A 14594-nucleotide genomic window follows, 5' to 3' on the forward strand; every position below is an offset into this window, starting at 1 on the left:
CGAAATATGCAGAAGTTCGTATTTTAAAACTTCCGCATATACAAAAACCTTATTGTCTTAAAGGTAAATCTCCTAAATAATCCTTCTTGCCCAAATCCACACCATTATGACGAAGAATATCGTAAGCAGTGGTGATATGAAAATAGAAATTAGGAACCATGTGTTGGATCGTATACTCTGCACCTGTCAGATGCTTTCCTTCCCAGCGAGGAAGAGAAATGGTTTTCGCAGCCGCTTCTTTACAATCCGCTTCCGAGAAAGTCCTTAGAAAACCGACCACATCATCAATCCTGGATTTGATTTCTGGCAGAGTTTTTTCCTTATCCTCATGAACCGGAGCCTGTTTGCCGGTCAGCCTCGACACTCCTAACTTTGCAGTATCGCAAGCAATCTGCACTTGTCGAATGAAATGAAATTGATCCGGCGCGAGCCTTGCATTCAGCAGAACGTCCATATCGAATTTTTTGGATTCCGCATGCGCCTCTCCCCTTTCAATGAAACGTTTTAAATTTCCGAGGACTTTAATGAATTGAGAAATGGTAAGATCATAGATTGATATATCTTGCATCCTTCCATGAAAGCGTCGCTTAACAAAGAGGCAAGTATTAAAAAGAAATCCAAGGCCGCGCCCCTCGCATCTCCATCTCAATACATTAAAAAAACATGATATAACTCGCTCGGGTCAGGCTCTCGCCTCCGGTTAAAAAATCGCATTCACGATTTTTTAACCACGGCTCCATCCTTCGCGGGTAGAGCTCGGAAAGAAATGCGTAATTCTGGAGATCCTTTCTTCGTTCAGAACATTTCAGATTAACATCTTCCCCTCTGATCTTGCATCTGAGCATAGGTCTGATAACCATCCCTCCTGCTGACTTTTTGGCATATATGACATCTCCATCTGAAAAATTTATAGGAAATCGGCTTTCTTCTATTAAAAATAATTGACTATTGGTATTTTATTTACAGTCAGATAGTATATTATTAACAAGAGGAAGAAACTCATGAAGAAGGTATTAGTCACAGGGGCGAACGGGCATCTAGGCTATTCGCTCGTAAAACTCCTAAAGGAAAGAGGCTACGATGTCACCGCAGCCGTTCGGAATGCGAATGATAACGGAAAGACAAAGGCGCTGCAAAAGCTTGGAGTCAAATTGGTCTCTGCAGATCTAAGCGACAGAGAATCCTTAAGAAAGGCTCTCGCAGGACAGGACGGATTGTTCCAGGTCGCCGCGGCTTTTAACCTTACTGCCAAGGATCCACAAAAGGAAGTCGTGGAACCCAATATACAAGGCACCAGAAACATAATGGAAGAGGCGCGTAACGCAGGAATTAAAAAAATCGTATATACTTCCAGCATTGCGGCGGTAGGGACAATTGCAGAAGGAGAATCACCTCTCAATGAGTCCTCCTGGAATGATAGCGCAAAGGAGCCGTATGCGATCTCCAAGACCCTCTCCGAAAAATTAGCCTGGGAATTGGCCGAAAAGCTTGGATTAAATCTGGTTACCATCTTGCCAGGAACGATCGTAGGACCTCAATTCGCTCAACCGACTTCTTCTCTGAAGCTAATACAAGACATTCTGAAAGGACAACTTCCATTCGCTCCTAAGATGACTTTTTCTTATGTGGATGTAAGAGATGTTGCCATGGCTCATCTGCAAGCTTACGAGAACCCGCAAGCTAAAGGAAGGTATATCGCAACCGGAGAGACTCTTTCCGTATCACAAGTTTGCAAACTTGTAAAAGAGATCCATCCGAAAGCAAAGACCACCGGCAAGGAACTTCCTTCCTTTGTGGTAAGAGCTATGCCTTTCCTGGATGCTCTGAAGCATGCTCTTACAGGACTGGATCGTCAGATCAATTCTGCAATAGTCCAGGATTATCTGCAGAGAAGACAGGAATACAATTCGGATCGACTCACCAAGGAATTCCAATGGAAACCTATGCCGATCAGAAAATCTCTACAAGAGACGGTTGACTGGATGCTGTCTTCTTCCATATAGTTTCCTTACGTGGACAAAAAGAGAGCCAGAAAGCCTGAAGAAAAAGAGATCCGTAAGCAGTCCATAGTGACTGCTTTACGGAATATTCTATTAAAACAAAAGCATCCTTTGCCCAGCACGCAAGAGATCGCAGAGGCTGCCGGGGTCACTAAAGGAGTCATCTACTTCTACTTTAAAACGAGAGAAGAGATCTTTCTTACGCTTCATTTGCAGGAAACCGATACATTCTTTCAGGCACTTTCCGGCCTCTTAGTGGCAGATCAGTATTCCCTTCCTAAACTAAAAGAAACCATTATAGATCAATTCAGCTCAAATCATGTATTCATGTTCCTTGGACTGATCATCCCCGGGATCCTCGAAAGCAATGTGGATCAGGATTTTCTATACGAGTTCAAACTCAAGATTTCCGAGGGCATTGACGAGTTAGCAAGAGCGTGGCTCACCAAGGAAAACGATCTTACGATCGTCGACTCTAGAAAATTTATATTACGTTTTTATTTCTTAGGCCTTATGCTTTGGCAACATCACAACCCTCCAGAAGCCATACAAACTGCATTCAGAAATAAGAATCTTTGGCTATTAGAAGGAGATTTGAAACAAGCTCTTTCCGAATCCTTTGACTGGCTTTGGAAAGGAATGAAAAACAGCTAAAATCAAAATCCGGAGAAAACTAAAAATAAAATAGAACCGATCCGGACTTTTCTAATTTTCGGAAGCGCCGATATGCTCCAGCAAGACTCTTCTGATCTCCAAGATCGTAGGCATGTGATCCTGCACAGAATGATCCGAATCTATCAATAACTCGGATCTTGCTCCTTCCAAATGAGAGCTATCATAAGAAACGATCGAGTCATTGATCCATTCCAAATCTCTAAACTTCGAGTTCCCTATAATAGAATGAAATGCTACTTCAGGCTTTAAGTCGCCCGTGACTTTTGTAAAAAGACTGTTAGGAACAAGATCATCCACACCGTAAGTCTCGGGCACGATTGTATCTTTGTCTGAGTTTAATGTCAGGAATTTATACGCCTTTCCGATATTCGAAATCGCGCTTTTGGGCAAAACAAATAGTATCCTAGCAATCGATCCCAAAAAACCTTCTGCCAAATTCGAACCTCTATGAGGAGTCGCAATAAAAACGGCGCGTTTCACAAACGGAAGAGGTTTAAAATCAAACAGACGCTTGATCTCTTCCTTTGTTTCAGGACTCAAGGAATCGTAACGAGATAAAGGAATATTTGCGACATGCATCCAATCTTCTTTCTTGGTGCGAGTTACCATCAATTTAGAAAGAAGACCACCCATGCTATGTCCGACCAGAACCATCCGATCGAAAGAAGAATCAACTCCCTTAGGATCATATACCCTTCTCAGATCATTCAATGTATCCCGAAAATCTGCTGCAGAAAGAGTAATCGGATTTCCAGTAGGATACCAATAAACCCAAAACTGATACTTCTCTTTGATCCTTGGATCACCCAAAAGCTCATTGATCATCGGAAACCAAATAAAAGGAGAAGAAGCAAGTCCATGCACAAATACGACAGGGATCTTATCGCGCTTGTACGGATAGATCAGATACAATCCCTTCCTATCCAACGCAGTCTCTCCGTCAAATTTAGCAAAAAAGCCATCTCTCTTCTCGGCTCCGGAGAGCATATAAGCCAACGGAGTAGTGGTATCGCTTTCCATAGGAAGATCCAAACCTGAAAATTGGATCCTGTCCCTATGAACCGGATCGAACAAATGGATCTTCGCTTTCAGATGTAGATTACGATTTTCTAAATAAGAATCCTCTAAGCTTATAAACGCGGTTCCAGGATATGCTTGGCCCACTCCCGCCACGAACTCGTATTTTTTCCTTTCAGGAGATTCCCTTTCCGGATGTTTTCGGATCATGATCAATGGAGTGCCAATACCGAATCTATCGATCTGATTCGAAAAGCCTTCGTTCTTGTAATCGTAAGCGACTTCTACTTCTAAAAAATTTTTAGGTGTCCAGGTGGTCTCCACCTCCGCTCCGATCATGGTCAAAATTCCTCTCATTAGAGGAAGATTCAGATCAGTCAGGTTTGCGAGTTTACGATTTTTCTTGGCGTATCTTACAAGCTGAGCCAGGGATCGATTATAAGTCTCCAGAGCAAATCGGAACTGCATGGAGAAAGGATCAGGCCCGGGGATGGCTTTCTTATCGAATAAATACGTATACGAATAAACCAAAGAAGAAGCAAACATTCTCGCAAACATAGGATCTTCTGTATCCAAAGTATTTCCTACATGGTAGCATAGCTCTGCGAGGTAATAAGAAAGATCCCTACTCTTCTCCGCGACCAATCGATTGTCCAAATCATAGATCACTACTCTAGGCAACTCTAAGTATTTATCATACAGGTCGTTGCTTCGTAAAAAGCTCGTGGTGATTAGACTTAATCCTTTCGAAGAGACTGCATTGAGTCGAGTGGCTCGGACCTGATCATATTGGGAATATGTAAATGTGGAATAGGTCCCGCATTGCAGGAAGAAAGGACTGAGGAAGAAGAGAATCTTTATGTAAGATTTGATATAGAGCATTCTTCTCGACTTCCTTCTGAAAGGAACCTCATACTGCTTTTCCAATGCAGGAGTAGAAGATCTTTGTTAATCGACACCCTGTCAAGTAACTGTGAATTATGGGAGTTCCTACAAATTCCTTGGAGAAAATTATCTCTTGCGGGAATTGCATTTTTCTGATATAGCGGCAGGAGCTTTCCCACGGGCCACTCCCCCCTTCCCGAAGATGGGTGGGGGCCGTTTTATTCTACTCCAGAGGAGCGAGATCCGCCAGAGTAAGATCTTCGATCGTATGCGGATAACCTTCTCTGTCATTATAGAGAACGGAGACCTTGTCTCCGTTGATTTCCTGGATTTCCACCTGGGCTCCGGTTAGTACGATCACACCTTTTAAAAGAAAACTTCTCTTGGTTAGTTTTGCTTTATCACCCGGCTTCATGCTTCTCCATATAGATATCTTTTCCTTCCTTCTTCATGGAAGAGAAAATATGAATTTGTCTTTGGTCCACTCTGGTCCCGATATCATAAACCGCATCGGTGAAATCGGCGCCTTCTATCTTGGCACCTGCAAGTTTTGCCCAGCGCAGATCTGCTCCCTTGAAATTCGCACCGGTCAGATCGGCACCATTCAAGAAGGCTCCACGCAGTCGAGCTCCTTCAAAATTAGCTCCCGCAAAGTTGCAATTTGTCAGAAATGCGTTATTCAGATTTGCTCCAGAAAAATCCACGCCATGTAGATCTTCTTTTTCTAATATGATAGAAGATAGATCCTGTCCTTTCAGACTCCCTGTTTCAGCAAGTATCTCCTTTGCCTTAGAGGCGGTGATCCTTCTTTCCTTAGGAACTCCGTCCCCATTCTCGAAGTCTCGGATCGCTTGGTGAAGAGCGGCCACAGCTGACTCTGGATAATTCTTTCTTCTCTCAGGGAACTCGAATTGCTTCTCCACATCTTCCGGAGTAATGTTCTTAAGAACGTCTATGGATTTTCCTTTGGCGATCTCTGTGGCCATTGCAAGAGCCACGATCCCAAAACCACAACCGGTGGTAGTATAGCTTGCATCCGTTACCATTCTATTCTCATCGATTTTGAGATAGATACGATACCCGTCTCCGCAGCCAACATTTCTATAATTGGAGACTACGCTTGCGTCTTCCATTTCTCTGTAATTCAATCTCTGGTCATTGATCTCTTTGTATCGATTGAAATCCATTACAGCCATGTGAAGACCTCCAGTTCTTTCTTAGGGAGTAATCCTAAGGAGGGATGTAATTTGTAAAATTGCATGGGTATTAAAATAGCTCTGCCTCAGATTAGACCTAGTTTATAAATCCTGAAAGCATTTTATTTGTATGCTCGAAAGGAATTCTTTGAACGACCCGCGTCAGGGATCCGCAGAGTGCGTAAGCAGTCGCGGGAGCGACCGAAGCGCAAGCGTAGCTCGCAGGAGCCCGGCTCTCGCGCTCCCAGAAAATGGGAAAGCCTTTGCGTTACGTCCCCGTAAGCAAAGGCTCTTTCTGTGATGGGTTCTCGCGAGAGAGACGCCATGATACAATCTCCTAACTTAGGAGATTTTGTATTTTTTCTTGAACTTGTCTACTCGACCGGTAGTATCCAGAATTTTGGATTTTCCAGTAAAGTATGGATGGCAGTTCGAGCAGATCTCTACGTGGATATCTCCTACAGTAGTGCGAGTCTCGTAAACTGCTCCGCAAGCGCAGCGAATTTTGGCGTCAGCGTATTTAGGATGGATGTCTGTTTTCATAAATTCCCCTTTTCCTCGGCCTTACTGGGCGTTCATACTACCTAAGAAGGCCTCGTTAGTCTTAGACTGCCTCATCTTCTCAAGTAATAATTCCATGCTTTCTGTGATGCTCATGGGAGAAAGCACTTTTCGGAGCACAAAGACCTTCTGGAGGGTTTCTTTCGGAAGAAGGAGCTCCTCTTTTCTGGTCCCTGACTTATTGATGTCTATCGCCGGGAAGATCCGTTTGTCGGACAACTTACGATCCAAGTGGATCTCCATATTACCGGTTCCTTTGAACTCCTCGAAGATCACCTCGTCCATTTTGGAACCGGTGTCTACAAGAGCAGTAGCGATAATCGTTAAGGATCCGCCTTCTTCGATATTTCGAGCTGCTCCGAAGAATCGTTTCGGTTTGTGAAGTGCGTTAGAGTCCACACCACCGGAGAGTATCTTTCCGGAAGTAGGAATGACCTGGTTATAAGCGCGGGCCAAACGAGTGATGGAGTCGAGTAGAATGACCACATCCCGTCCGTGTTCCACAAGACGTTTCGCCTTCTCGATCACCATTTCAGCAACTTGAACGTGGCGAGTAGCTGGTTCGTCGAAGGTAGAGCTAACCACTTCTCCTCGAACATTGCGGGCCATATCGGTTACTTCTTCCGGACGCTCATCGATGAGCAGAACGATCAGAGTGACCTCAGGATGATTGCTAGTGATCGCATTCGCCACATTCTGCATTAGAATGGTCTTACCAGTTCTAGGAGGAGCGACGATCAAAGCTCTCTGCCCTTTTCCGATCGGACACATTAGATCCACGATCCTTGTATCTAACTGAGAAGGATCATGTTCCATTCTCAATCTCTCGTTCGGATAGAGAGGAGTCAGGTTATCGAATAATGCGCGTTTGCTGGCTACGTCTGGAGTATATCCGTTGACTGTCTCGACCCGAAGCATCGCAAAGAATCTTTCCGATTCTTTAGGAGGACGAATCTGACCTTCTACAGTGTCTCCTGTGCGAAGCCCGAACAACTTGATCTGAGAAGGAGATACATAGATATCATCCGGTCCCGGAACATAGTTATAATCCGGTGAACGTAAGAATCCGTATCCATCCGGAAGTCTTTCCATGACCCCGGCAGCATGCACTTGACCTTCTCTCTCTGCTTGCGCTTGTAAGATCGCGAAGATCAGGTTTTGTTTTTTAAGTCCCCCAGTGTTTTCGACTCCGAGGTTCTTAGCTACTTCTATGAGTTCCGCTATGGAGGTTTTCTTGAGAGCGACTAGATCGATTGGAGCAGGGGTTGGTCCCTCGTAGGAACCTCGACGCCTTTTACGAGAGCGAATCTCCGCTGTTTCCGGATCATCTTCCGGTAAATTCGGTTCTTCTTCGTTATTATCGTTTTGCACGTCGTTCGTACCGTTTTGGTAGTTGTTTCTGGGCTTGGAGTCTCGTCTTGGATTGGCCATGGAATACCGTTATTGGATTTGGAAGGGGTTGAACTTCCAGTATTCTTATTATTCGATTAAGAGCGGGTTTTGGGGATCCGGATGCCGGTTCTTTTAAGCGACCGTAATAACCATTTTTATTTTTAAAGGGTTACCTACTCCAAAGATAGAGTAATGATCGGCTCTTAAGGTGGACTATTTCCAAATTATACGTTCTGTCAATACAATTATTTAGAATTATTTTTGCTTTGTCCTTTTTTTAGACGAAGATTTTTTCTTTGGACTACTTTGCTTTTTCTTGGGGGAAGCCTTCGGCTTTTCTATAACCGCAGGTTTGGTTTGGACGGGAGCCTGTTTTTTAGGTGGGGAAGGTTTTCCGGTCTTCTTTCTGGGGATTGGTTGGTCCTTGTTCAGTTTAAACTTATTGGTAAGGTCCAAGAATTTAATTCTATTCTGCAAGGTAGTTCTGGGAACTCCCAGATCCAGGGCGGCATGGGAGACATTTTCCTGGTTTCGCTTCAGAGTATGATAGATATAACTCCCTTCTACTTCTTTCAACACTGTTTCTAAAGGAAGTTTTTGATTGAATGCCTCGGTTACGGATGGGAACTCCATCCCTTCTCCATCCTGGCTATTTAATTTTGCAGAAGCAGGCGAGAAATGATACAAGTATCCAAGAGGTTTTCCTTTTTGCTTCAGTATAGAGACTCGAACTAAGGAATCCAATTCAGGAATGAATGTTTGAACCGAAAGTCTTCCTTCTTCCAATCTGAGCTCATGGGTCTTTAGATAATTGCCCAATAGGTCTTTGGACATTTCCTTCAGCAATTTTTCGGCCTGGAGAATACTATCTCTGAACCATTTGCGAACTAGGATCTCTTTTTCGAAGCTTTCATTATAGAACACGGTATGTCCGTCTAGATCCGTGGCCAAAAGCCCATCTGGGAAGTTCTGCAAAAGAACTTCCATAAACCATTGGCTTTGCTTTGCCTTATCTTCTTCTGTCTTTTCAGGAGAAGGTTCCGACTTCTCGGTTTCTTTTGCTACCCAAGAGGATCTACTAAGTTCCGCTAAGAATCTAGGTTTGTCCCAGTCTTCGTATTTTTCTCCAGAGGAACTAATAACAGGAATGGTTCTTTGTTTCTGGAAGTATCCGAGCACAGTCTCTGGAATTTCTCGGATCAGGAAATCTTCTGGGATCTTGCTAAACTCTCTTTCTGCAGAGCTTAAGTCGGCAAGTTCCATTAGAACTCTTTCCTTAGGAAGAAGTCCCAATAATCCGCTTCCTTCTTCCCAAACGGGTAGATGACTGGCAGGCGTGTATAGGAAGAATTTATATAAAACTTCGATTCTCATAAAAGAGAGGAGGAAGTTTCCCCCAGAATGACTTCTTTTGAAGCCTAACGGTGAAAATTCCTCTACTTTTTTCTAGATCTCGAGACTTTTAAGCAGAAGAATCAAAGGCCAGCCTCCACCACTTGAACTTGGGAGGGGCGTCGACCACTCAATATTGTAGGAACTCCTACAATATTTCAGATCACTTGCCGAGCAATCTACTTGCCGCTTGAGAGTATTCTTCCGGATAAGGAAGTTTGGAAACTTTTAGACTGGATAGGGAGTATTTTAAAGATCTCTTATATAATACCAAGGCGTAAAGGTGATTTCCGTCTCTTCTGAATTTGCTTCCGGCCAGCCATTCTTCTCTTGCCATTCTAAAGTAATCGTTCGCTCTTTCTTCTTCCTTTGCAGTAAGAGGATGTCTATCTTCCGATTCCATCTTTAAAAATCGAGATTCCTTTGCCACATGTTGCAATAATCTGTCGGAAGATCCTTCTGCAAACTCGGACCAGCGCTTTAAGGATTCCGGCAAAGTCTTCTCTAAGACCAAAAGAGCATCCGTTTTCTCTTGGATACTGCCCACCTTGGATGCAGAATGTAATTCTACCGAATAATTCTCTATCTTTTGGAGATCTTTTTTTAGATCAGTTGCAGAGAAGGAGTGCCCGATCTCTCTCAGGATGCGGACCTTGGAATCCACAGATTTCTTTCTTTCTCTAAAACTTTGAGAAGACTGAGAAGATTCTATTCCTTCCCAAGCGATAAATGCCAGAAGCACTCCTGTAAACAGTAGGACCCATTTCCAGAATCCTCTACTGTTTCCTATCCTCAACGAATTAATTTCGGAAGGAGTGGGGAGATCCATACGACTTAGTTACTTGCTCCGCCGGTTTGGGCCGGAACAGGAGGCAAGGATTCCTTGCGATTGATATCGTCTATGCGGATCTCTTCATTACTTTTTTCTAAAAAGGAAACACGAGCATTCGTGATAAAACTATAATTATCATCATGCACTTCGAGCAGATCGACAGGATTGTCCTTCCCTTCTCCAGGAGGACTAATCTTTGGAGTGAGTAGTTCGTTATCTATATAATCGATGAGAGTGTTTCGGATTCTATCGTAGTCGGAGATGTTTTCCTTCTCTGCCGCGTTACGAACCTCGTCCAAGTTCACGAATTGGAATTCGTGTTTATCGTCATTAGGTGTCTTGGCAGCGATCATCGCGAGTAACGCGAATCTTCTTGCTCTTCTCGCAATCTTGATCCCTTCTCCAAAGAGTACGAGCTTCACTCTAAACTGGTACGGAGAGGAATTATAAGCGGTAGTAAAATTGTCTTCTGAGGATTTTAGGTCTCTAAAACCCAACTTCAATAAATGCTGAGCGATCTTATCATTAGAGCGTATAATCATAGGAGAAGCAGCTTCTAACAATACTCTTGCAGTTCTGATATAATTTTCATGAACCACTTGGAAGATATCTTTCATCTCTCCCTGAGCGGCTTTTAGATTCTTGTAAGAAAGGCTATAATTACTTTGAAAGTACCACATATTCCCGTTGAAGTCCGCTTGGTTGGCCTTCTTAAAGGAACGGTAGTTGTCGATTGAATTTAGCTTTTTATAAAGTTCTTCTTGTCCTGCAGGAGCAGTTCCGGTGGGTTTCTGACCTGCTTGCGCATTTTCCGCAGCTGTTGGAGTTCCTGCTTGTGGCTTAGGTCCTGCGCCTTCCTCTAAAGGAGGAGCAAGATTGCTCACGCAGATATTGATGAATTTCAGATTGATTTTGTTTTCATCGATCAAGATCGCAAGGTTGGTCTGGTCCGGAGAAACCGCCGAAACCTTATTCGAAGTCCCGAATACTGCAATTGCTGCGATCGCTAAAAGAAGAATGCGTGTATATCTCGAACCCATGGCCTTTCCTACTAGAAGACTATCGGCAGGGTTTGAAATTGTATCTTCTCTTTTTTTTAAGGCAAAAATGCTTAGAGAAACCTTTTTGGGGAGAAGGAGAAAACCGGACTCTAATGCCAGCCTCCCCTTCTCTTTTGATCTTAAAGAGCGCTGATCCTGCGGATTGCCTCAATCACATCGTCTTTCTTACCGAAGGCGGAAAGTCTAAAGTATCCTTCCCCAGCAGGTCCGAAACCTGAACCTGGAGTTCCTACCACTTGGGCCTTGTCCAAGAGTTGGTCAAAGAAATCCCAAGAGCTGAGATTATTCGGAGTCTTGAGCCAGATATAAGGCGCGTTCACTCCGCCAAATACATCGTAACCAGCCTTTTGCAAACCTTCTCGGATCGCCTTTGCATTGCTCATATAAGCATCGATGCTTGCTCGGATCTCTTTTTTACCTTGAGGAGAATAGATTGCTTCTGCCGCCTTCTGGGTCACATAGGAAACACCGTTGAACTTGGTGGTATGTCTTCTGCTCCAGAGAGATCCGATGGAAACTTCTTGTCCGTCTTTGGTTTTTCCCTTCAATTCCTTAGGTATCACAATGTAAGCACAACGTAATCCGGTAAACCCGGCAGTCTTGGAGAAGGATCTGAATTCGATCGCTACCTCTCTTGCACCTTCTACCTCGTAAATGGAACGTGGAACACCAGGCTCGGAGATAAATGCCTCGTATGCGGAGTCGAATAAGATAATACTATTATTCTTCTTAGCGTAATCCACCCAAGCCTTTAAGGATTCTTTAGATGCAACAGTCCCTGTTGGATTATTAGGAAAACATAAATAAATCAGATCCGGTCTTTCTTTTGGAAAATCAGGTTGAAATCCATTCTCTTTGGTGGAAGGCATATAGATCAGATTGGCATATCTTCCGTCGGGTCCAGCCTCTCCAGTTCTTCCCGCCATTACATTCGTGTCGACGTATACTGGATAAACCGGATCTCCGATCGCGATCTTAGCATCTTGGGAAAAGATCTCTTGGATATTTCCACAATCGCATTTGGATCCATCGGACACGAAAATCTCTGACTCATCCAGCTTTACTCCCAAAGGAGCATAATCATTCTCTGCGATCGCTTTCAAAAGGAAGGAATATCCTTGTTCCGGACCATATCCATGAAAACCCTCCAGAGTTCCCATTTCTTTGGAAGAAGAAACCAAAGCCTCCACTACAGAAGGAGCCAATGGAAGAGTAACGTCTCCGATCCCCAAGCGTATGATCTTTGCAGAAGGATTTTTCTCGGAGTAAACTTTTACTCTTCTTGCGATCTCGGGAAACAAGTATCCCGCTTTCAATTTCAGATAATTTTCGTTGATATTTGCCATATTAATTATTTTTAATCCTCGTCGTCTATGTCCCGGATCGGTTTTCTTCCGGAAAAGCCCTCGTCATAACCGTGTTCGAAGAGCAGATCCTCTTCTCCCAAGTGCCAGCAATAATAACCTTTGCCGTTATCGAAATCCACGAGCCAAAGTCCTTTGACCTCGATGCCCAAGTCTCTGATCTTAGAAGACCAATCCATTAGAAGCTCTTCGACCTTTGCTTCTCTGGCTTCTAACTCGTTCTCTTGGTACAATCCTTCTTTTAATTCCTTATGGACCTTACCGACCTCTTCATAAAATTCTTCGGTAATCGATCTGACATAAGGCAGGATCTTGCGAGCGTCTTCGTATGTCCAGATCTTACGTTCCATTGAGAACCGTTTAGAAATTCACTCCAAGAGAAAGACAGAGCAAAGTCATTCGACTCACCACACCGTATTTCGCCTGACGGAAGTAGGCTGCATTCGGTAGATCATCTACATCTGTAGAGAGCTCATTCACTCTCGGAAGAGGATGCAATACAGTGGTGTCTTTCTTGGATGCAAGAATGAGTTCCTTATTCAACTTAAAAGATTCTTTTAATCTTTCATATTCTTTATGATCGGGAAATCTTTCTTCTTGGATACGAGTCACGTAAGCGATATCGCATTCCCAAACTTTCTTAATATCATCAGATTCTTCGAAAGTGATCGGAAAACCTGAAAGTCCTTTCTTATAGGAATCAGGAAGAGAAAGTTCCGGAGGAGAAATCAGATAAAGATGCACTTTATAATGTCGAAGAAGATTGATCAAACTGTGTATCGTCCGTCCATACTTCAGATCACCGATGAATGCAAGAGTAAGACCGTCTAGTTTTCCTTTTTCGGAAATGATCGTGTATAGATCGAGGAGAGCTTGGGTAGGATGCTGTCCTGCTCCATCACCCGCATTGATAACAGGGATCTTGACTGCCCCGGCGGCAATACGAGAAGAACCTTCTACAGGATGACGGATCACCGCGATATCAGCATAAGCTTCTATCATCTTCATAGTGTCGTACAAGGTTTCGCCCTTAGAGATGGAAGAGAATTGGAATCCTACTGTGGAGATTACCCTTCCCCCCAATCTTTCCATAGCGGCCTCGAAGGAAAGTCTAGTGCGAGTGGAAGCCTCGAAGAATAAAGAGGCCAAGAGTTTGCCTTCCAAGATCCCAAACGCTTTGTTCTGTTCCACTAAACGTTCCATTTCTCTGGTCCTTTCTACAAGGAAGTCCAGATCCGCTTTGGAGAATTGGTCCGTATCTAGAATATTTTTATGCTCGTACGCCATTTTCTGGTCAGATTGATTCGGTAGGAACTAGAGGCAAGAGAATTCGAAAGGATATTGTAAGTTTAAAAAAGACTTTTCTAAAGGCTGATCCTTGGTATTTTAAGGAAGCTTCTTCAAACCCAATTCCTGATACTTAAAGATGGGAACAAGAAAGACCCCTCCTCTTGCAGATCCGACTACGATTAATCCCAATGGAGAAGAAGCCAAAGACCAAATCGAGACTCCTGCTAAAGTAGTCCACCAAAGCCCGCTGATTCCCCAACGTATCTTTGTATTCTTTACTAAGCTTATCTGCAAAGCGATCGGACGATCCGAATCCAAACTTGGACAAATATAATTCAACTGGAACTTTTCATTAGAGGAAGAAGGAACGGAAACGCAAGAGTCCGAAGTTTGCTCTTGCAAATTTTCTTTCTTACCGAAGAAGATCTGCATTTCTCCATACACCATAGCACCAAAAAGTTTCCTCCTCTTATATTCTATCTCCAAAACTCCTTCGTATTTTCCATTTGGTAACGGCAGAGAATATGTCGAATCGGAAAGAATAATCTTAGATTCAAATGCATTTTGATCCGAAGTCCCTTTCATTCCCGATGAAGGATAAGAAGAAATCGGAGCCAAAGAAAATTTTCCCTTTAGATCATGATCTGTAAACGTATCCTCTTCGAAATCGGAGAATTGTAACTCTAAGATCTTTGCCTTGGAATTTCCATCATTCTCCGATATGGAAGGATCCTTGAGTATAGTATTAATATTTCTAGGTCGAGAATCGCAATGGACTACGATCAGAAAAGAAAGAGTCAGAATGGTTCTGTACGCTGCTGTCCGCAAAACATCTTCTTATCTTTGGAATTCGAAAGAGAGTCAATCTAGTTCTCTCTTTTCGAAGCGGGGAAGATTGAGCGTTAGAGAATAAGCAACAAAATTAAAAT

The 14594-nt window shown here is 43.4% G+C and carries 15 protein-coding genes; 2 read left to right on the forward strand and 13 right to left on the reverse strand.

Annotation, left to right across the window (positions count from 1 at the left end; translation table 11 throughout):
* Positions 1-49: 49 nt before the first annotated feature.
* Positions 50-568 (reverse strand): DUF1993 domain-containing protein, encoded by a 519-nt coding sequence (locus tag EHO59_RS13970; protein WP_135589042.1) that lies wholly within the window; start codon positions 566-568, stop codon positions 50-52.
* 433 nt (positions 569-1001) lie between these two features.
* Here EHO59_RS13970 and EHO59_RS13975 point away from each other — a divergent pair, with 433 nt between their 5' ends.
* Together EHO59_RS13975 and EHO59_RS13980 are read left to right on the forward strand one after the other, a co-directional pair.
* Positions 1002-2003 (forward strand): NAD-dependent epimerase/dehydratase family protein, encoded by a 1002-nt coding sequence (locus EHO59_RS13975; RefSeq protein ID WP_135589043.1) that lies wholly within the window; start codon positions 1002-1004, stop codon positions 2001-2003.
* Between the two features lie 9 nt (positions 2004-2012).
* On the forward strand, positions 2013-2654 hold the full coding sequence (locus EHO59_RS13980) for a TetR/AcrR family transcriptional regulator (RefSeq protein ID WP_135589044.1): 642 nt from the start codon (positions 2013-2015) through the stop codon (positions 2652-2654).
* A 51-nt stretch (positions 2655-2705) separates the two neighbouring features.
* On the opposite strand, the gene EHO59_RS13985 is transcribed toward EHO59_RS13980, so the two are convergent.
* The 12 genes from EHO59_RS13985 to EHO59_RS14040 form a co-directional block, all read right to left on the reverse strand.
* On the reverse strand, positions 2706-4553 hold the full coding sequence (locus EHO59_RS13985) for an esterase/lipase family protein (RefSeq protein WP_425460241.1): 1848 nt from the start codon (positions 4551-4553) through the stop codon (positions 2706-2708).
* A 247-nt stretch (positions 4554-4800) separates the two neighbouring features.
* Positions 4801-4992 carry a hypothetical protein gene (locus EHO59_RS13990; RefSeq protein WP_135589046.1) on the reverse strand — a complete coding sequence of 64 codons (192 nt, stop codon included), beginning with the start codon at positions 4990-4992 and terminating at the stop codon, positions 4801-4803.
* Complete coding sequence (locus EHO59_RS13995) at positions 4979-5773, reverse strand: pentapeptide repeat-containing protein (protein ID WP_135589047.1); 795 nt, start codon at positions 5771-5773, stop codon at positions 4979-4981. Before EHO59_RS13995 ends, EHO59_RS13990 begins: the two co-directional genes overlap by 14 nt.
* A gap of 342 nt (positions 5774-6115) precedes the next feature.
* Complete coding sequence (gene rpmE, locus EHO59_RS14000; RefSeq protein WP_008592280.1) at positions 6116-6316, reverse strand: 50S ribosomal protein L31; 201 nt, start codon at positions 6314-6316, stop codon at positions 6116-6118.
* A gap of 21 nt (positions 6317-6337) precedes the next feature.
* On the reverse strand, positions 6338-7765 hold the full coding sequence (gene rho / locus EHO59_RS14005) for a transcription termination factor Rho (RefSeq protein WP_135589048.1): 1428 nt from the start codon (positions 7763-7765) through the stop codon (positions 6338-6340).
* Positions 7766-7981: 216 nt separating this feature from the next.
* A complete protein-coding gene (locus EHO59_RS14010; protein WP_135589049.1) occupies positions 7982-9100 on the reverse strand; it encodes a PAS domain-containing protein in 1119 nt (372 codons plus the stop codon).
* A 181-nt stretch (positions 9101-9281) separates the two neighbouring features.
* Positions 9282-9947 carry a PROCN domain protein gene (locus EHO59_RS14015; protein WP_135589050.1) on the reverse strand — a complete coding sequence of 222 codons (666 nt, stop codon included), beginning with the start codon at positions 9945-9947 and terminating at the stop codon, positions 9282-9284.
* 5 nt (positions 9948-9952) lie between these two features.
* A complete protein-coding gene (locus EHO59_RS14020; protein ID WP_135589051.1) occupies positions 9953-10990 on the reverse strand; it encodes an adhesin OmpL37 family surface protein in 1038 nt (345 codons plus the stop codon).
* A gap of 140 nt (positions 10991-11130) precedes the next feature.
* Entirely contained in the window at positions 11131-12357 is a 1227-nt protein-coding gene (locus EHO59_RS14025; RefSeq protein ID WP_135589052.1) for an LL-diaminopimelate aminotransferase, read from the reverse strand.
* Positions 12358-12368: 11 nt separating this feature from the next.
* A complete protein-coding gene (locus tag EHO59_RS14030; RefSeq protein ID WP_135589053.1) occupies positions 12369-12725 on the reverse strand; it encodes a DUF2203 domain-containing protein in 357 nt (118 codons plus the stop codon).
* Positions 12726-12735: 10 nt separating this feature from the next.
* Complete coding sequence (gene pyrB / locus EHO59_RS14035) at positions 12736-13662, reverse strand: aspartate carbamoyltransferase (RefSeq protein ID WP_135589054.1); 927 nt, start codon at positions 13660-13662, stop codon at positions 12736-12738.
* Positions 13663-13761: 99 nt separating this feature from the next.
* On the reverse strand, positions 13762-14493 hold the full coding sequence (locus EHO59_RS14040; RefSeq protein ID WP_135589055.1) for a hypothetical protein: 732 nt from the start codon (positions 14491-14493) through the stop codon (positions 13762-13764).
* Positions 14494-14594: the final 101 nt, after the last annotated feature.

The sequence above is a fragment of the Leptospira semungkisensis genome (assembly GCF_004770055.1).
In the GTDB taxonomy this organism is placed as follows: domain Bacteria; phylum Spirochaetota; class Leptospiria; order Leptospirales; family Leptospiraceae; genus Leptospira_B; species Leptospira_B semungkisensis.